This window comes from Ensifer oleiphilus (assembly GCF_013371465.1).
Taxonomy (GTDB): domain Bacteria; phylum Pseudomonadota; class Alphaproteobacteria; order Rhizobiales; family Rhizobiaceae; genus Ensifer; species Ensifer oleiphilus.
On record NZ_JABWDU010000004.1, the window covers coordinates 34,656 to 53,303 of the forward strand.

At 62.8% G+C, this 18,648-nt stretch carries 12 protein-coding genes; 8 read left to right on the forward strand and 4 right to left on the reverse strand.

From position 1 onward, the window contains the following. Positions 1–12: 12 nt before the first annotated feature. Together HT585_RS17840 and purH are read left to right on the forward strand one after the other, a co-directional pair. A complete protein-coding gene (locus tag HT585_RS17840; protein WP_176354522.1) occupies positions 13–1,698 on the forward strand; it encodes a heparinase II/III family protein in 1,686 nt (561 codons plus the stop codon). A 121-nt stretch (positions 1,699–1,819) separates the two neighbouring features. Continuing rightward, positions 1,820–3,430 (forward strand): bifunctional phosphoribosylaminoimidazolecarboxamide formyltransferase/IMP cyclohydrolase, encoded by a 1,611-nt coding sequence (purH, locus tag HT585_RS17845; RefSeq protein ID WP_176354258.1) that lies wholly within the window; start codon positions 1,820–1,822, stop codon positions 3,428–3,430. 58 nt (positions 3,431–3,488) lie between these two features. Here the strand turns inward: purH and HT585_RS17850 are convergent, their stop codons facing one another. Continuing rightward, positions 3,489–4,916, reverse strand: coding sequence for an MFS transporter (locus tag HT585_RS17850; RefSeq protein WP_176354259.1), 1,428 nt, complete (start codon positions 4,914–4,916; stop codon positions 3,489–3,491). A 156-nt stretch (positions 4,917–5,072) separates the two neighbouring features. After that, positions 5,073–9,866, reverse strand: a complete 4,794-nt coding sequence (locus HT585_RS17855; protein ID WP_176354260.1) for an NAD-glutamate dehydrogenase — start codon at positions 9,864–9,866, stop codon at positions 5,073–5,075. A 282-nt stretch (positions 9,867–10,148) separates the two neighbouring features. Here HT585_RS17855 and pdxY point away from each other — a divergent pair, with 282 nt between their 5' ends. Further along, complete coding sequence (gene pdxY, locus HT585_RS17860) at positions 10,149–11,030, forward strand: pyridoxal kinase PdxY (protein ID WP_176354261.1); 882 nt, start codon at positions 10,149–10,151, stop codon at positions 11,028–11,030. A 69-nt stretch (positions 11,031–11,099) separates the two neighbouring features. Beyond that, positions 11,100–11,747: a carbonic anhydrase gene (locus HT585_RS17865; protein ID WP_173418437.1), complete on the forward strand. Its 648-nt coding sequence runs from the start codon at positions 11,100–11,102 to the stop codon at positions 11,745–11,747. Positions 11,748–11,818: 71 nt separating this feature from the next. On the opposite strand, the gene HT585_RS17870 is transcribed toward HT585_RS17865, so the two are convergent. Together HT585_RS17870 and HT585_RS17875 are read right to left on the reverse strand one after the other, a co-directional pair. Continuing rightward, complete coding sequence (locus tag HT585_RS17870; RefSeq protein ID WP_176354262.1) at positions 11,819–12,640, reverse strand: lytic murein transglycosylase; 822 nt, start codon at positions 12,638–12,640, stop codon at positions 11,819–11,821. A gap of 207 nt (positions 12,641–12,847) precedes the next feature. Further along, positions 12,848–13,882, reverse strand: coding sequence for an aspartate-semialdehyde dehydrogenase (locus HT585_RS17875; RefSeq protein ID WP_173418435.1), 1,035 nt, complete (start codon positions 13,880–13,882; stop codon positions 12,848–12,850). Positions 13,883–14,270: 388 nt separating this feature from the next. Here HT585_RS17875 and HT585_RS17880 point away from each other — a divergent pair, with 388 nt between their 5' ends. From HT585_RS17880 to HT585_RS17895, 4 genes are all read left to right on the forward strand, one after another. Further along, positions 14,271–16,022 (forward strand): alkaline phosphatase, encoded by a 1,752-nt coding sequence (locus HT585_RS17880; RefSeq protein ID WP_176354263.1) that lies wholly within the window; start codon positions 14,271–14,273, stop codon positions 16,020–16,022. A 107-nt stretch (positions 16,023–16,129) separates the two neighbouring features. Beyond that, complete coding sequence (locus HT585_RS17885; protein WP_176354264.1) at positions 16,130–16,594, forward strand: hypothetical protein; 465 nt, start codon at positions 16,130–16,132, stop codon at positions 16,592–16,594. A 3-nt stretch (positions 16,595–16,597) separates the two neighbouring features. Further along, the gene (locus HT585_RS17890) at positions 16,598–17,287 is read left to right on the forward strand and encodes an ABC transporter ATP-binding protein (RefSeq protein ID WP_176354265.1); all 690 of its coding nucleotides are present in this window, start codon (positions 16,598–16,600) and stop codon (positions 17,285–17,287) included. Continuing rightward, on the forward strand, positions 17,284–18,543 hold the full coding sequence (locus tag HT585_RS17895; RefSeq protein WP_176354266.1) for an ABC transporter permease: 1,260 nt from the start codon (positions 17,284–17,286) through the stop codon (positions 18,541–18,543). Before HT585_RS17890 ends, HT585_RS17895 begins: the two co-directional genes overlap by 4 nt. The last annotated feature ends 105 nt before the right edge of the window (positions 18,544–18,648 follow it).

Genomic DNA, 18,648 nt, shown 5'->3' on the forward strand with positions numbered 1-18,648 from the left:
CGGCGGGCGTTGATGGTGTTTTCCGGCAGGCGAAGGCTTTCCTATCTGTATGCGCGTGAGGGTTGGCGCCGCGTGTCGCGCCGGCTTTCGGTCGGCCGCGTCTCGTCGCTGCGCTTTACCGGTTCGACGCCCAGCCGCCTGATCGTCGCACCGACGGACCTCAGGGCTGTCGATCCCTTCGTTGCCGAAGAGATCCTCGAGGGCCGTTTTCCGCTGGCCGGCCGCGTGCTCGACACTGAAGGTGAATCGCCTTTTGAAATCGATCTGCCGTCGCTTGAATTCGCCGTCCGGCTGCATTCGTTCGGCTGGCTCCGGCATTTGCGGGCAATCCGGGAAGATGCCGGCTTTGTGCGCCTGCGACAGATCGTTGACGACTGGATCGCCACTCACGGTCGCAACTTGGGCGGCATTGCCTGGGATGCCGATGTCATTGCCCAGCGCATCATCGCGTGGCTCTCGCACTCGCCGGTGGTCCTGCGCAATGCGGAGCATGGCTTCTATCGCCGTTTCCTGAAAAGCCTGGCTTTCCAGGTCCGTTATCTCCGCCACATTGCCGAAACGGTCAGCGATGGCGAGGCGCGCCTGCGTGTCCGGATGGCGCTTGCCATGGCGTCGGTCTCGATGCCGTCGACGCCCTCGGCCATTCGCAAGGCGTCGCGCCATCTCGATTTCGAACTCGACCGGCAGATCCTTGCCGATGGCAGTCATTTCTCGCGCAGCCCGCGCGCCGGGCTCGAACTGCTGCTCGACCTGCTGCCGCTGCGCCAGACCTATGTCAATCTCGGACATGACGTGCCGTCGCGCCTCATTCCCTGCATCGACCGGATGTATCCGGCCTTGCGCTTCTTCCGCCACCAGGGCGGCGAACTGGCGCTTTTCAACGGTGCGACCTCGGTGTTGGCGCATGAACTGGCTTCGGTGCTGCGCTACGACGAAACAGCCGGCGAGCCGTTCCGTTCACTGCCGCTTGCCCATTACGAGCGCCTGTCGATCGAAAATACCGTCGTCATCGTCGATACCGGTCGGCCGCTTTCGGTCGATCTGTCGCGCAGCGCTCATGCGGGTTGCCTTTCGTTCGAAATGTCCTCCGGCAAGACGCGGTTCGTGATCAATTCGGGCGCGCCGAAGTTTGCCGGCGAACGATTCCGCCAGATGGCGCGGATGACTGCCGCACACTCCACCGTCACCGTCAACGACACGTCGTCCTCGCGCTTTTCGCAGTCACGGTTTCTGGGACCGATCATGACCAGCGGCGTCTCGCGCGTCGTGGTCGAGCGGAAGGACGAACCGGGGCGCCTCGAATCCGTCACGGCAAATCATGACGGTTATCTCGCGTCGTTCGGGCTCCTGCATGAGCGCGACATCGGTGTGCTGAACGGCGGCCGGATGATCCGCGGGCGCGACCGGCTTTCGCGCGCCGACGGCAGCGATCCCGAGGAAACCAACACGGCCGTGGCTGTCGCCCGCTTCCATATCCACCCGGCCGTCACTATTCGCCAGAACAATGGTCGCGAGATCTACCTCACCGCACCCGATGGCGAGGTCTGGCTGTTTGCCTGCCAGGACGGCGAGCTGGCGGTCGAGGAAGACATCTTCTTTGCCGATCCCTCGGGCATCCGCGCCTCGTCACAGCTGACGGTCACCTTTGCCGTTGCCAGGCAGCCCGAGATCCAGTGGACCTTCTCGCGCACAAACTGAGCTTATTTTAGGATGTGGGCTTACCGAGGTTTCTTCGGCCGGCAAGCTATGCTAACGGGCAGCCATCCCAATGCCGGAGCATCCTCCCCGCGCGTCCGGCGCCGCCACAGGAGCATGGTTGATGGCTGTCGCCTCCAAGAAAATTCCCGCCCCGAACGAGGTTCCAGTTCGGACCGCCCTCCTCTCCGTGTCCGACAAGACGGGCGTCGTCGAGCTTGCCCGGGCGCTGCATGAAAAAGGCGTACGCCTGGTTTCGACCGGCGGCACGCACAAGGCGCTGGCGCAGGCAGGCCTTCCGGTCAGCGACGTTTCGGAGCTGACGGGCTTCCCCGAGGTCATGGACGGTCGGGTCAAGACCCTTCACCCGGGTGTCCACGGCGGCCTGTTGGCGATCCGCGACGATGCCGAGCACCAGGCGGCGATGTCGGCGCACGGCATTACCGCGATCGATCTGGCGGTGATCAATCTCTATCCCTTCGAGGAAGTTCGCGCGCAGGGCGGTGACTATCCGACGACGGTCGAAAACATCGATATCGGCGGCCCGGCCATGATCCGCGCATCGGCCAAGAACCACGCCTATGTCACGATCGTCACCGATCCGGCGGATTATCCGGTCCTCATCGAAGAGTTGGCGTCGGGTACCACGACCTACGCGTTCCGCCAGAAGATGGCTGCCAAGGCCTATGCCCGCACGTCCGCCTATGACGCTGCCATCTCCAATTGGTTTGCCGAGGCGCTCGACACGCCCATGCCGCGTCACCGCGTTCTCGGCGGCGTCTTGAAGGAAGAGATGCGCTACGGCGAAAACCCGCACCAGAAGGCGGGGTTCTACGTCACCGGCGAAAACCGCCCGGGTGTTGCCACCGCTCAACTGCTGCAGGGCAAGCAGCTTTCGTACAACAACATCAACGACACCGATGCAGCTTTCGAACTGGTGGCCGAGTTCCTGCCGGAAAAGGCACCGGCCGTTGCCATCATCAAGCATGCCAACCCGTGCGGTGTAGCGACGGCCCCGACGCTGGTGGAGGCCTATCGGCGGGCGCTTGCCTGTGATTCCACCTCCGCCTTCGGCGGCATCATCGCGCTCAACCAGATGCTCGATGCCGAGACCGCCGAAGAGATCGTCAAGCTCTTCACCGAGGTCATCATCGCGCCTGAGGTCAGTGACGAGGCGAAGGCGGTTATTGCACGCAAGCCGAACCTGCGGCTGTTGACCACCGGCGCCCTGCCCGATCCGCGCATCCCCGGCCTGTCGGCCAAGACCGTGTCGGGCGGTCTTCTCGTCCAGACCCGCGACAACGGCATGGTCGAGGACCTGGAGCTGAAGGTGGTGACCAAGCGCGCACCGACCGCACAGGAACTGGAAGACATGAAGTTTGCCTTCAAGGTGGCAAAACATGTGAAGTCGAACGCCGTCGTCTACGCCAAGGACGGCCAGACGGCCGGTATCGGCGCCGGACAGATGAGCCGCGTCGATTCCGCCCGCATCGCCGCGATCAAGGCGGAAGAAGCTGCCAAGGCGCTGGGCCTGGCAACGCCGCTGACGCGCGGCTCGGCCGTCGCCTCCGAAGCTTTCCTGCCGTTTGCCGATGGATTGCTCTCGGCGATTGCTGCAGGCGCCACCGCCGTGATCCAGCCGGGTGGCTCAATGCGCGACGAGGAGGTCATTGCCGCCGCCGACGCTCATGGCGTTGCCATGGTGTTTACCGGCATGCGCCACTTCCGCCACTAGCATAGTCCGGGACGGGCGCTTCACGCCGGTCCCGGTTTTCAAAGCGGACCTGAGACTATCAGAAGCCGTCGCGTCCCCAGGATGCGGCGGCTTTTTTGCGCCCGTCATCCGCCGGATAAGGCGTGCGCAGCAGGATCAGGAGGCCGACGACCAGAAAGGCGATAAGCGCCATCATGCCGATGCGTGCCGAACCGGTGGCAAGCGTGATCGTAGCGACCGATGCAGGCGCAAGGAACGATGTCGCCCGACCCGAAAGCGCATAGAGCCCAAAATAGCGGCCGGCCTCGTCAAGGCTGACGCTGCGGGCGAGATAGGAGCGCGATGAGGCCTGAACCGGGCCGAAGGCGATGCCGACCAGCAGACCGTAGAGGATGTATGCCTTCTCGGCAGCGGTGCCGAACAGCCCGCCGGAATCGTCTGTCGATAGCGGCATGAGGCCGAACAGAGTGAAACCCGGTCCGGTCGAGACGATGCCGATGGTGGCCAGTGTCAGGCAGACCAGGCTGGCGGTGACGATGACCTTGGAGCCGAGACGCGTGTCGAGCCGGCTTGCATAGAGGCAGCCGCCGATGGCGACGACGTTGAGGATAATGCCGTAGATGCCCAGTTCCAGGGTTCGCCAACCGAACATGGCCGCGGCGAAGGTGCCGCCGAGCGCCAGCAGTCCGTTGACGCCGTCCTGGAAGATCATGCGCGCGATCAGGAAGCGCAGGATGCCCAATCTTTCCTTGAGTTCGCCGAGTGTGCCTTTCAGTTCGCGAAGACCGGTGACGGTCGCCTTTCGCAGCGACATGGTCGCCTTGGTGGCGTCGGGTGTGAAGAGGAACATCGGAATGATGAAGATGAAGTACCAGAGCGCCGATATCGGCCCGGTGATGCGCGCATCTTCGCCCTTGGCGGGATCGAGGCCGAAGAGCGGGTCGATGCCTGCGGCAGTCTTGCCGGTTTCCGGATTTGCAGCCAGAAGCGCCACAACGGCGATCAGCACGATCATGCCGCCGAGATAACCGAGCCCCCAGGCAACGTTGGAAATGCGGCCGACATCCTTCTCGTCCACCAGCCGCGTCATCATCGAATCATTGAAGACGATCGAAAACTCGGCGGCGACCGTCGCCAGCACGATGAAAAAGGCGGCGTAGATGATCGGCGATCCGGGGGCGGCAAACCAGAGCATCGCCAGCGAGATGATCTTGATGACGGCGAAAAAGCCGATCCAGGGTTTACGCGGCCCGGTGGCGTCGGCGATCGAGCCAAGAACGGGCGAGAGAATGGCGATGATGATGCCGGAAACGGTCAGCGTATAGCCCCACATCGCCTGGCCGACGGCATGGTCCTCCGTCAGTCGCGAGACAAAATAGGGTCCGAAGATGAAGGTGGTGATGACCGTGAAGAAGGGTTGCGCCGCCCAGTCGAACAGCATCCAGCCGGCAATGCCCGCGCGCGACACGCGCGGCCGTTCGTCAGTCCTGTCGGCTGAAATCTGCAAGTGCCCCTCCCGAAAAAGACTGCGCCGCGCATCCCCTCGAACGCGCGGCGCAGACTATCTTCATTCCGATCGATTCCAAAAGGCCCGGAGCGACACACGGGCGAAAAAACTGCCCGCATGTTGCTGCCTACTGTCGATCAATTCCGCAACAAGAGCTCACCTCGCCCTTCCGCGTGCCAGGTCGTTCAGAAGGCCCGCGGCAACCGTGATCTTGGCAAGTGTCGTCTCGCCCTTCTCGGTCAACAGGCGCAACTGGCTCGTTGCCTGCGCGACGCGCTCGCGCTCGTTTTCCTCCCAGGCCGCGACCGGATTGCGTTCCTTCTTCTGCTCGCGCAGCGCTGCCGCGGTGATATCGCGCCGGGCGGCGGCGATATCGGAGACGGCCCGCGAAAGAGCCATCGCTTCGAACTGCTCGGTTGCCGGCACACGATCGGAGGCGGCGAGCAGCCGGTTGATCCGAAGCGTGTCGGTGACGGCAAAGTAGCCCTGCGCAGTGCGGCTCAGCGTCTCGCCGGTTTCGGCGGATATCTGCATGATTTCCGGCACCAGCGTCATCAGCGCCAGTTCAGAAATCTCCTCGGCGAGCTTGGCCGGCACGCCACCCTCGACGAAGGCAGCGGTCTTCAGCTGTGCCTCGTCGGCGCTCTCGCCGGACACGGCAGTCCGCATCGTGCCGCGCAACTTCTGTAGACCGTCGCGCAGCCGCGACACGGCTTCGGAAACCGAGCCGGTTGCAGCATGGGTGCGCAGCGCCCGCTCGGTCACGAGCGTGAAGATGCGGCCGACCTCCTGGTAGAGGACGTTCTGCAGGCCGCCGCCAATCTTGTTGTCGAGCGCGTCGATCTCGTCATAGATCCGCGGCAGATCGAAGCCGTCAAGCGCCAGAACCGCCGCCTTGACCACGTCAGCCGAGAGGAAGCCCGTCGCATCCGTCAAGGTCGAGACGAAGGCAGGGCCGCCACGGTTGATGACCTCGTTGGCAAGGATGGTCGCGATGATCTCGCGGCGCAGCCGGTGGCCATGGATATCGCCGGCATAGGTCTTGCGCATCTTGCCGGGGAAGTAGCGCTCCAGTGTTGCCGTGAAATACGGGTCATCGGGAAGCTCGCTGGCGATCAGCTCGTCGAACAGAACCAGCTTGGAGTAGGAGAGCAGCACGCCGATTTCCGCGCGGGTCAAGGGCTTGCCCGCCTGGTAACGCTCGGTCATCGCCTGGTCTGTCGGCAGCGTCTCGACCTTGCGGTTGAGATGACCGTCCGCCTCCAGCCGCGTCATCAGTCGGCCAAGCGTCGTGCGATTGCCGGCTCCCTGCATGGCGGTCAGCGAGATCGCCAGGGACTGCTCGTAGTTGTTGCGCAGGACGAGATGGCCGACTTCTTCGGTCATCGACGCCAGCAACGTATTGCGCTTCGGCCGGGTCAGGCGGCCGTCGCGCATGGCAGACGCCAGCGCGATCTTGATGTTGACCTCGACGTCGGACGAGTTGACGCCCGCCGAGTTGTCGATGGCGTCGGAGTTGCAGCGACCGCCGTTGAGGCCGAAGCCGATGCGGCCCTTTTGGGTGACGCCCAGGTTTGCGCCCTCGCCGATGACACGGGCGCGGACCTCTTCGGCGGCGACGCGGATCGCGTCATTGGCGCGGTCGCCGACTTCGGCATCCGTCTCATTGCTGCCGCGCACATAGGTGCCGATGCCGCCGAACCAGAGCAGATCCACCTGGCTCTTCAAGATCGCGTTCATGATCTCGAACGGCGTCGCCTTCTGCTTGTCGATGCCGATCGCCGCCATCGCTTCCGGCGTCAGCGTCACCGATTTTTCGGCGCGGGAAATGATCATGCCGCCTTCCGACAGCGTCTTGCGGTCGTAATCCTGCCAGCTCGAACGCGGCAGCGCGAACATGCGCTTGCGCTCGGCGAAGGACACGTCGGTATCCGGATTGGGATCGATGAAGATGTCGCGGTGGTCGAAGGCTGCAAGCAGTCGGATCTTTTCCGACAGCAGCATGCCGTTGCCGAAGACGTCACCCGACATGTCGCCGACGCCGGCGACGGTGAAGGGGGTCGTCTGGATGTCGATGTCCATCTCGCGGAAGTGGCGCTTGGCTGTTTCCCAGGCGCCGCGGGCGGTGATGCCCATCTTCTTGTGGTCGTAACCGGCCGATCCGCCCGACGCGAACGCGTCGTCAAGCCAGAAGCCGGCTTCCTGGGCAAGGCCATTGGCGGTGTCGGAGAACGTCGCCGTGCCCTTGTCGGCGGCGACAACGAAGTAGGGATCGTCACCGTCGCGGCGCAGCGTGTCCACCGGCGGCACGACATCCTGGCCGACAATGTTGTCGGTGACCGACAGCATGGTACGGATGAAGGTCTTGTAGGCTTCGGTACCGGCCTTGAACACCTCGTCGCGATTGCCGCCGACCGGCAGCTGTTTCGGATAGAAGCCGCCCTTGGCGCCGACGGGCACGATGACGGCGTTCTTGACCTGCTGTGCCTTTACCAGACCGAGCACTTCGGTGCGGTAGTCCTGTGCCCGGTCGGACCAGCGAAGACCGCCGCGCGCGACCTTGCCGAAGCGCAGGTGCACGCCTTCGACCTCGGTGCCGTAGACGAAGATTTCGCGGAACGGACGCGGCTCGGGGAGGCCCTCGAGCTGCTTGGGGTCGAGCTTGAGGGCAAGCACCGCACGCGGCTTTCCGTCGGCGTCCTTCTGGAAGTAGTTGGTCCTGAGCGTCGCCTCGATGGCGTTGACGTAACGGCGCAGGATCCGGTCCTCGTCGAGACTCGGGACAGAGGACAGCGCGGTCTCGATCGAGGCGATGAGCGTGTTGCACTTCTTGGCCCGTGGCTTCTCTTCGAGCGCCGGGTCCATGCGGGTGACGAACAGCTTGAAGATATCGGCGGCAATCGCCGGATACTTGTTCAGCGTGTCGGCGATGTACCCTTGAGAATAGGTGATGCCGGCCTGGCGGAGGTAGCGGGCATAGGCGCGCAGCACCGTCACTTCGCGGGCGTTGAGGCCCGAAAGCAGGATCAGCCGGTTGAAGTTGTCGTCCTCGATCGTGCCGTTCCAGGCGGCGAGGAAGGCTTCTTCGAGTGCTGCACCCGACTTGTCGAGATTGAGCGCAAGGCCGTCGCGATGGATCAGCTCCATGTCGTGCAGCACGACGCGGTGCTTGTCTTCGCCGTGCTTGCCGACATTGAGGTCGTAAGTCTGTTCGCTGATGACGCGGAAACCGAGGTTTTCGAGCAGCGGCACGCGGCGCGACAGCGACACGGGCTCGCCGGCATGGAAGATCTTCAGCTCGGCCGTGTCCGGACGGTTGATCGGGCGGTTGTAGTTGTAGAACGAGATCCGGATCGGATCTTCCGCCTTGCAGGCAGCGATGTCAGCGAGGTCCGCATAGGCTTCGGCCGGCGTGAAGAACGATTGGTAGGCGCCGTCGACATCAAGCTCGATGCCGTCCTTGCGGGCAAGCAGGTCGAACCGATCGATCCAGCGCGTGACGATGCCGCGCACGGCTTCTTCGAGCTTGGCCTGCGGGATGCGCGGGGTCTTGCCGCTGGTGCGGCCGATGATGAAGTGCACGCGCGCCAGACCGCCTTCCGGGAACGCCGGGTAGTAGGCCGAAACGCGGCCGTCATAGGCCGTCTTCAGGTAATCGCCGATCTTTTCGCGCACGTCGGAATCGTATTGTTCGCGCGGCACGAAGACTATGACCGAAACGAAACGGTCGAAATGGTCGATGCGCGGCAGCACGCGGATGCGCGGGCGGTCGCCCAGCTCGTTGATCTGTTCGCAGAAGGCGGCCAGCAGTCCGACATCGATCTGGAAGAGATCGTCTCGCGGGTAGGATTCGAGCGTGTTATCCAGCATCTTGCCGGAGTGGCTCTGCGGATCGTAGCCGAAGTGGTCGACGATCTTCTCGATCTTGTGGCGCAGCAGCGGGATTTCCGCGGCCTGGCGGGTATAGGCCGACGAGGTGAACAGGCCGACGATGCGCAGCTCGCCGGCGACATTGCCGTCGGCATCGAAACGCTTAACGCCGATATAGTCCATATAGGCGCGGCGGTGCACTACCGATTTCACGTTGGCCTTGGTGACGATCAGGAAATCCGGGCTTTCGAGGAAGGCCAGAATTTCCGGAGTCGTCAGAACCGCGTCCTTGCCCTGGCGCAGTACGCGCACATCGGGGTTGGAAAGGATGCCGAGGCCCCTGCCTGTGCCGCGCTCGACGGAGGCTTTCCCGCCCTTGCCCGAATAGGTGTACTCGCGCATGCCGAGGAAGGTGAAGTTGTTGTCCCGGAGCCAGCGGAGGAAGGCGAGCGCTTCGTCGCGGTCGCTTTTCTTGCGCGAGGCATTGTAGTCCTCGAGTTCCTGCATCGCCTGATCGAGCAGCGTCGTCATCGCCGGCCAGTCGTGCACGGCCTGATGAACCTGCTCCAGAACGTCGCGGATACGGTTGCTCAGCGACTGCGCCTCGACCGGCGTCAACTTGTCCAGGTGGATCTGGATATGGCTGACCCGGTGCGCCGGGTCGCTCGGTTCGTCTGGATCGAACAGCTTGGCGGGCTTGCCCGGCTCCTGGACCAGAATGGGATGGATCGCGAGATGGATGTCGCGGTGCGTGCTTGTCACTTCGCCCATGACCGAATCATAGAGGAACGGCATGTTGTGTTCGGTGACGGCGATGATCGAAACCTCCGTGCCGCCAGGCGCGACGCCGGGCACGATTTCGACCGAAACCTGAGGTTTTCCGCCGTCCCAGCGTGCGAGTTCGCTTCTCGCATGGGCCGCAGTCAGTGCCAGCATGTCCGCCGAATAGAGATCGAGGTCGTCGTTGCTGGCCCCGCCGAAGAGGATCTCCGGCGCCAGCGCGTCGGTGCCCAGTTTGATGGCGGCCGCCTTCGCTGCGTCGATGTGTCTGTCCCGCTTCGGATTGTATTTCACGCCCATGAAGTTTCTCCCATTCATGATAGGCTAGACCCTATCAGAACCATGGCTAATGGCGACCGCTTTTTATGACGATTTCGGCAAAAACGAGCCCAAAATCGGAGAATCTCACGCGAAAACAGCTTAAATCCATTTAAATCGAAGGCAAATTGGCGAAAATTGCTCGAATTTCGATGAAAAAGCACGAAAACGCCAGCGGCTTGTGCGGAACCTGTCTGGCATAGGCTGTTGACATGGCGGTGACAGTCGGTGATCAGAGGTCAAATCGAAGGATTGGACTGGCCGATGCCCGAAATGCCCTCCTTGCCTGGTGCCGTCATCGTCATTTCCAGTCACGTGGTGCGTGGTACCGTCGGCAATCGGGCGGTTGTCTTCGCCCTGGAGACGCTTGGGCATCCCGTATGGGCGCTGCCGACCGTCATCCTGCCCTGGCATCCCGGCCATGGCCGCTCGACCCGTATCACCATCCCCGATGCCGAATTCCAGTCGGTCATCGACGATCTCGCTCAGGCGCCTTGGGCCTGCGAGGTCCGGGCGGTGCTCTCAGGCTATCTTGGCTCGGCGGGACAGGCGGACGGCGTTGCCCGGCTGGTGACTGCGCTTCGCGCCCGCAACCCCGATCTCGTCTATGCCTGCGATCCTGTTATCGGCGACGCCGAAGGGCTCTATGTGCCAGAAGCGACGGCTTCTGCCATCCGTGACCGACTGCTGCCGCTGGCAAGCCTTGCCACGCCCAACCGCTTCGAACTGGCCTGGCTCGCCGGCGCTGCGCTCGAGACGAACGCGGCCATCCTCGACGCGGCGCTCGGGCTTGGCCCATCACGAATGTTGGTGACATCGGCAATCCCGATGATGAATGGCGGCACGGGAAACCTGTATCTCTCCGGCAACCATGCGCTTCTTGCCGAACATCGGCTGATCGAGAACCCGCCGAACGGCACGGGCGATCTGCTGACGGCGGTGTTCCTGGCGCGATTGCTCGAAGGGCTTTCGGAGGAGCGTGCGCTGCAGATGGCGACGGCCAGCGTCTTTGAAATCATCGCACGCACGGTGAAGCGCGGTGCCGATGAGCTGACGCTGGAACAGGATGCGTCGAGCCTCTCGACGCCGATGGCGATGGTCCAGATGCGGCGCTTGCTGCATCCGAGCCAGATGCGCCGGAAATAGAAGAAGCTGTTCACGGCTTGCCGTCGAATGGCTTGGTGGATTGAAATCTCGACAACAGCGGGGTAACCGATGGATATGCAGCGTTTTCCGGACCACCTTCTGAACGGCTATCATAACTTCATGAATGGCCGCTTCAGCGAACAGCAGCAACGTTACAAGACATTGGCCGACAGCGGGCAGAAGCCCAAGACCATGGTCATTGCCTGTTGCGATTCCCGGGCAGCCCCCGAGACGATCTTCGACAGCGGCCCCGGCGAACTTTTTGTCGTGCGCAACGTCGCCAATCTGATGCCACCCTACGAACCGGACGGCCATTATCATTCGACCTCGGCAGCCCTCGAATTTGCCGTGCAGTCGCTGCGCGTCACCGACATCGTCGTCATGGGGCATGGACGCTGCGGCGGCATCAAGGCGGCACTCGATCTCGACGCCGAACCCTTGTCGCCGGGCGATTTCATCGGCCGCTGGATGCACCTCTTGAAGCCTTCGGCCGAGCAGATCCAGAGCAACGAGGTGATGACCCAGGCCGAGCGTCAGCGGGCGCTGGAACGCGTCTCCATCCGCAACTCGATCGCCAATCTGCGCACCTTTCCCTGTGTCCAGATCCTCGAAGCGAAGGGCAAGCTCAACCTGCACGGTGCATGGTTCGACATTTCGACCGGCGAGCTCTGGGTGATGGATCCGAAGACCGGCGATTTTGCCCGACCCGGCATGTGACGGCAGCCACAGCAAAAAGCCCGGTCCTTTCGAACCGGGCTTCCAAATCTGCAGTCTTGTAACGGTCGCGATCAGTCGCCGTCGATTTCTGCGCCGATGATGGCGATTGCCTGCTGGTAGACGCTGGCGGCGTTCCAGCCCTGGATCGCGCCAAAATTCGCCTGTCCCTGCTGGTATCCGGCGCCCGGCTGCCAGCCGTGGCCACGCAGGAAGTTTGCGGTCGACGCAAGCGCGTCGGCCTTCGAGCGGACCATGTCGACGTGGCCGTTGCCGTCGCCGTCGACGCCGTACTTCAAGACGTTTGCCGGAAGGAACTGGGTCTGTCCGATTTCGCCATGGGCAGCGCCGCGCGCGTCCGGGCTCAGGTCGCCGCGCTGGACGAGCTGGAGTGCGGCGTAGAGCTGGTTGGTGAAGTAGTCGGAACGGCGGCAGTCATAGGCGAGCGTCGAAACGGCAGAGAGCGTGTGCTCCTTGCCCATGAAGCCGCCGAAGCCGGTTTCCATGCCCCAGATGGCAATCAGCGGGCCGGCCGGCACGCCATAGCGCTGCTCGATGCTGTTGAAGAGCGCCGCGTTCTGGGCCTTCATCTTCTTGCCGCGCGAAATGATCGTCTGGCCGCCACGCTTCTGCATGAACTGGCTGAGTGAAAGCTTGAAGCTCTTCTGGCCGCGGTCGGCGCGGATCGTCGCCTTGTTGTAGGAAACGTTAGAGAGCGCCTTGTTCAGCACCGCAGGGCTGATGCCGTTGCCGGCGGCTTCCTGCTTGAACTGCGTCATCCAGGCGGCAAAGCCGCTGCCGTCGTTGCCGCACTGTGCCGCGGAAGCAGTCGCCGGAAGGACTGCCGTTGAAATCAGGGCCGCAAGCCCAATAGCTACGCACTTTGCCGTGTGCATGAAAAACCCCGTGATTGCCCGAATCTGGTTGCCGTTACAAAGATGCCAGCCTTTGCCGGCACTGTCACCCGCCACTCAATGGCGGAAAATACCTAACGGTTTCACGTGAATCCGATCAATTCTTCACACGGATCCGTGAAACAGCAAACCCCGCAGGCCGATAACGGGCCAGGCGGGGTTCTTATTTGTGTCTTACCGTCTGTTTGTTCAGGCGGCCTGCTTCTTGGCGCGGATCAGGCCGCGGTTGATGAGCAGCTCGGCGATCTGGATCGCGTTGAGTGCCGCACCCTTGCGCAAGTTGTCGGAAACGACCCAGATGTTGAGGCCGTTCTCGACCGTTGCGTCTTCGCGGATGCGCGAGATGTAGGTGGCATCTTCGCCGGCGCACTCGTATGGCGTGACGTAGCCGCCGTTCTCGTGCTTGTCGACAACCAGGCAACCCGGCGCTTCGCGCAGGATATCGCGCGCCTCGTCAGCGGTGATCTCGTTTTCGAACTCGATGTTGACCGATTCCGAATGGCCGATGAAGACGGGAACGCGCACGGCCGTGCAGGTCACCTTGATCTTCGGATCGAGCATCTTCTTGGTCTCGGCCAGAACCTTCCACTCTTCCTTGGTGTAGCCGTCTTCCATGAAGACGTCGATATGCGGAATGACGTTGAAGGCGATGCGCTTGGTGAACTTCTTCGATTCGATCGGGTCGGCAACAAAGACTGCCCGGGTCTGGTTGAAGAGTTCGTCCATGCCGTCCTTGCCGGCGCCGGAAACCGACTGGTAGGTCGACACGACGACGCGCTTGATCTTGGCGTAGTCATGCAGCGGCTTCAGCGCGACGACGAGCTGCGCGGTCGAGCAATTCGGGTTGGCGATGATGTTCTTCTTGGTGAAGAGCGAGATCGCGTCGGGGTTCACTTCCGGCACGATCAGCGGCACTTCGGAATCGTAGCGCCAGGCCGAGGAGTTGTCGATGACGACGCAACCCTGCTGGCCGATCTTCGGCGAATACTTCAGCGAAACCGCGCCGCCGGCCGACATCAGGCAGATATCGGTGTCGGAGAAGTCGTAGTTTTCGAGGTTCTTGACCTTGAGCGTCTTGTCGCCGAAGGAAACTTCCGTGCCCTGGGAACGGGCGGAAGCAAGGGCGACCACCTCATCGGCGGGAAAGCCGCGTTCCGAAAGGATGTTCAGCATCTCCCGGCCGACATTGCCGGTAGCGCCTGCGACTGCAATCTTGAAACCCATGATCTAAGCTCTCTTTTCTGTCTCTCCTCGTCGGGTGGAGGGGGAAACCGCGCGATCCGCCGCGAGGGTTCCTGTCCCCGGCCAAACCGGGGAGAGAGCGGAGGGCCAGAGACGTCAGACGGTTTTCGTCGTCGTTTTGGCCGTTGTTTTGAAGGAAGCTGGGAAACGCATATTCCGCCCGGCGATTTCTGCCAGGATGCTGCTGTCAGCGAAGTTATGTTCGCGGCGAAGCATGGAATGCCTTCCTTTCCGAGGCTCCTAATAATTGTTTCTATCGGCGAGTCAAGCGTACGATGCTCGGCGCCCGCAAACGTGATCGTTATGTCACGTCGCTGTCATCGCCGGGCGTTAGGACCGCGACATCCGACACCTCAAAGGGACGATCGCCATGCGCACGCTTCTTGTAACCCTCTTTGCCACAACGGTTCTGGCCCAGGCAGCCCAGGCTGCGGACGTCTATCCGATTGATCGTGCAACGATTCTCGCCGGCTCGCCGTTTGATTTCAAGGTCGAGCTGAAGGGAGCCGTGAAGGCGGAAGACATCACGGTGACCGTCAACGGTCAGGACTACAAGGCAGCGCTCGGCTCCGAGGCCACCTATGTCGCGATGGAAAAGGGCAAGGAAGACAAGGACCTCGGTTCGGCCCTGCTCTTGCGCAATGCCGTCATCGGCGCGCCGGGCAGCTACGAGGTCAGGGTGACGGCGGGCGAACAGACGAAGACCGTGACCTGGGACGTCTTTGCCACCGCTGAACAGCCGAAGGCCAAGAATATTATCTTCCTGCTTGGCGATGGCCTTTCGGTCGCCCATCGCACCGCTGCGCGCATCATGTCGAAGGGCATGACCGAGGGGAAGGCCAATGGCCGCCTCAACATGGACGATCTCGAGCGCATGGCCTTTATCGGCACGTCGGCCACCAACTCGATCGATACCGACAGCGCCAACACCATGTCGGCCTATATGACTGGCCACAAGACCGTGATCAACGCCGTCGGCGTCTATGGCGACCGCACGCCCGACAGCCTCGATGATCCGCGTGTCGAAACCATTGCCGAAGCGCTGCGCCGCCAGACGCAGAAGTCGATCGGCCTCGTCACCACCTCGGAAATCGAGGATGCGACGCCTGCCGCCGTCGTCTCCCACACCCGCAACCGCAACGACAAGGCCGAAATCGTCGGCATGATCTACGACGTCAAGCCGGAGGTGATCCTTGGCGGCGGCTCGGCCTATTTCCTCGGCAAGGAGACGCCCGGCTCCAAGCGAAAGGACAATCAGGACTATATAAAGCTGTTCCAGAACGCCGGCTACGCGCTTGCCACCGACAAGACCGAGCTTGCCAATGCACCTGCCGACGGCAAGCTTCTCGGCCTGTTCCACACCGGCAACATGGACGTGACGCTCGACCGTGAGTTCCTGAAGAAGGGCACGGCCGAAAAGTTCCCGGGCCAGCCCGGGCTCGTCGAGATGACCAAGACGGCGCTCGACCGGCTGTCCAAGAACGAAAACGGCTTCTTCCTGATGGTCGAGGGTGCCTCGATCGACAAGATGAGCCATCCGCTCGACATGGAGCGCGCCGTGGTCGAGACCATCGAGTTCGACCAGGCGATCGGCGTTGCCCGCGAATTTGCCAAGAACAACGCGGATACGCTTGTTGTCGTCACCGGCGACCATACCCACGGCGTCTCGCTGCTCGGCATCATCGACGACACGGTCGAGGGCAAGGAAGGCCGCGACAAGGTCAAGACAGGCGCTTCGGCAGGCTTCCCGAACTACACCGACGAAAACAAGGACGGCTTCCCCGACAAGATCGATGCCAGCCGCCGTCTGGCGATGTTCGTCTCCAATTTCCCCGACTACTACGAAACCTTCAGCCCCAAGCTGGATGGCCCGTTCGAGCCGGCGGTGAAGAACGAGAAGGACGAGTATGTCGCCAACGAAGCCTACAAGGACATGCCGGGCGCCGTGTTGCGTGTCGGCATCCTGCCGAAGGACGAAAGCACCGGCCAGCACACGGTCGATGATGTCGTGCTGCAGTCGGAAGGTCCTGGCAGTGAAGGCTTCAGGGGCTATATGGAGCAGAGCGACGTCTATCGCGTTCTCGTCGACGCGCTCGCTCTCGGCGTGAAGCAGACCAACTGATGGCTCGAAATCTGCCTCCTCCCTGCAAAGGGGAGGAGGCATCGCGCTGACGTTTCTTCCCGGCCTTTTGCCGATGCGCTGCCGGGATACCAAATAGCGATAAGACGATGTCCCTATCGAGCCCCATCTCCCTCAGTCGACGCGCCCTGCTTGGCCTGATCGCCGGCGCGGCCGTTGCGATCGACGGGCGTGTTGCCCAGGCGGACGCCAGCCTCACCTTCGATGAGCTTTATGGCAAGGTCAGTGTACTCGGTCTCGAATTCTCGCAGAAGGCAAAGAGCCTTGCCGGCCAGAAGGTGCGCATGCGCGGCTTCATGGCGCCGCCGCTCAAAGCCGAGGCTGCCTTCTTCGTCCTGACGGAAATTCCGATGGCGCTTTGCCCATTTTGTTCGTCGGATTCCGATTGGCCTGATAACATCGTCGTCGTCTATCTCGGCGAGAAGCAGACCTTCGTACCGCCCGGCCAGACGATCGAGGTGCGCGGGACGCTGGAGATCGGCTCCTGGACTGATCCGGAGACCGGTTTTGTCAGCCTGCTGCGCCTTAGGTCATCCGAGTTTTATACGGTCTAGCCAATGCTCGGTCTTCAGCTTCAAGGGATCGACGTGCGCTTCCCCGGATTGGCCGCCCCTGCCCTTGCGATCGACAACCTCAGTATCGCCGCCGGCAGCCGCGTGGCGCTCACCGGTGCGTCCGGATCCGGCAAGAGCACGCTGATCAGTATCCTGACCGGGCTGGAACGGGTCGGACAGGGCCGCGTGCTTTGGGGCGATATCGACATCTGCACGCTCTCCGAAGGCGGTCGTGACCGTTGGCGTGGCGCCAATATCGGCCTCGTCCTCCAGGATTTTCATCTCTTTCCCGGTTTGAGCGCGCTGGAAAACGTGCTGCTGCCGGCAAGGCTTGCCGGCGCCCTGACCCGCGACATCGGCGCCCGAGCGCTGGATCTGCTGTTGCGCGTCGGACTTGCCCGGCCAACGCAGATGATCGAGACCATGTCGCGCGGCGAGATGCAGCGCGTGGCGATTGCCCGGGCGCTCTTGCGCCGGCCCGGCGTGGTCATTGCCGATGAGCCGACCGCCAGTCTCGACAGCGAGGCCGGCGATGCCGTTGGCGACCTGCTGCTTGAGCTTTCCCGCGAAAGCGGCTGCACGCTTGTTGTGGCGACGCATGACCTGGCGCTCTCGCGGCGTCTGGACCGCCGCATCCGGCTTGCCGCCGGGCGCATCGTCGAAGACGGGACGATTGCGGAGCGCGCGGCATGATCGGCTTTATCCTTGCGGATCTGCGGCGTCTGTGGGCCGGCTCGCTCGTCGTCGTGCTCTTGGTGGCGCTGGCAACGGCGCTCGGCGTTGCCGTCACCTTGCAGGAGCGCGCGCTGCGACTTGGCAGCGCACGCGCTGCCGACAAGTTCGATCTCGTGATCGGCGCCCCCGGCAGCGAGACGCAGCTCGTGTTGTCCTCGATCTTTCTGCAGCCCTCGCCGCTGCCGTTGATGGCCGGTACGGTTCTGCCGCGTCTTCTTGCCGATCCGCGCGTCGCCTCCGCTGCACCCGTCGGCTTCGGCGACAGTTTTGGCGGCTATGCCGTGGTCGGCACGTCCACGGGCATGGTCCGCGAACTTGAACAGCTTTCCGAGGGCCGCGTCTTTACCGTCCTCGGCGAGGCGGTTGTCGGTTCTGCCGTCGATCTGCCGCTCGGCTATGCGGTGAAGCCGACCCATGGGCTTGCCGAACTCGGCGGCCACGCCCACACGGAGCTCGCCTACCGCATCGTCGGGCGCCTCAAGCCGACCGGCACCGCCTGGGACCGCGCCATTCTCGTGCCGATGCAGGCCGTCTGGGCGCTGCATGGAATGGAAGTCGAGCACGACGAGGCCGAGGCACGCCACGACCACGCTCATGACGAGGCGGCATCCGGTGGCGAAGCCGGTCCTAAGCATATCGATGCGGATGCGGCGCTGAACGAGGATTGGAGCAAAGTCACGCCCGGCCTGCCGGCGATCCTCGTCAGACCGAAATCGATCGCCGACGCCTACAAGCTCCGGCAGGATTATCGCGATAGTACGACGCTGGCGGTTTTTCCGGGCGAGGTGCTGACGAACCTCTATGCCACGCTCGGTGATGCCAAGCGGGTGCTCGTCGGCGTGACGACAGGCGCCCAGGTTCTGGTCGCAGCCGCGATCCTGCTCGTCACCATCCTGCATGTCGGCCAGCGCCGGCGGCAGATCGGGGCGCTTCGGGCCTTCGGGGCACCGCGCAGGGCGGTGTTCATCATCGTGTGGAGCGAATTGTTTGCGCTGATCGCATCCGGCGTGCTTGTCGGTTTCGGGCTCGGCTTCGCTGCCGCGAAATTCATAGCTGGATATCTTTCCGGCGAGAGTGGTGTTGCCATGCCGGTGACGGTCGCGGCGGGCGATGGACTCCTTGTCTCCATTCTTCTTACTTTTGCCGCCGGTCTTGCCGTTCTTCCGGCCATGCTTGCCTACATGCAATCGCCGGCAGCAGCGCTTCGCGCCTGAGATCCCGGGCTTTCTTAGACGAAAGTCATAAGCCCAAAGCATCCCTGCCTGCGGCCCTTGTTTTCTGACATCCTGTGATCAGGCGCACCACGTTCGAACGTTCTT

Bases quoted from the DNA above. Each gene is read 5' to 3' on its own strand.
- HT585_RS17840 (WP_176354522.1), top strand. From the start codon at position 13: ATGGTGTTTTCCGGCAGGCGAAGGCTTTCCTATCTGTATGCGCGTGAG.
- purH (WP_176354258.1), top strand. From the start codon at position 1,820: ATGGCTGTCGCCTCCAAGAAAATTCCCGCCCCGAACGAGGTTCCAGTT.
- HT585_RS17855 (WP_176354260.1), bottom strand. From the start codon at position 9,866: ATGGGCGTGAAATACAATCCGAAGCGGGACAGACACATCGACGCAGCG.
- pdxY (WP_176354261.1), top strand. From the start codon at position 10,149: ATGCCCGAAATGCCCTCCTTGCCTGGTGCCGTCATCGTCATTTCCAGT.
- HT585_RS17865 (WP_173418437.1), top strand. From the start codon at position 11,100: ATGGATATGCAGCGTTTTCCGGACCACCTTCTGAACGGCTATCATAAC.
- HT585_RS17870 (WP_176354262.1), bottom strand. From the start codon at position 12,640: ATGCACACGGCAAAGTGCGTAGCTATTGGGCTTGCGGCCCTGATTTCA.
- HT585_RS17875 (WP_173418435.1), bottom strand. From the start codon at position 13,882: ATGGGTTTCAAGATTGCAGTCGCAGGCGCTACCGGCAATGTCGGCCGG.
- HT585_RS17880 (WP_176354263.1), top strand. From the start codon at position 14,271: ATGCGCACGCTTCTTGTAACCCTCTTTGCCACAACGGTTCTGGCCCAG.
- HT585_RS17885 (WP_176354264.1), top strand. From the start codon at position 16,130: ATGTCCCTATCGAGCCCCATCTCCCTCAGTCGACGCGCCCTGCTTGGC.
- HT585_RS17890 (WP_176354265.1), top strand. From the start codon at position 16,598: ATGCTCGGTCTTCAGCTTCAAGGGATCGACGTGCGCTTCCCCGGATTG.
- HT585_RS17895 (WP_176354266.1), top strand. From the start codon at position 17,284: ATGATCGGCTTTATCCTTGCGGATCTGCGGCGTCTGTGGGCCGGCTCG.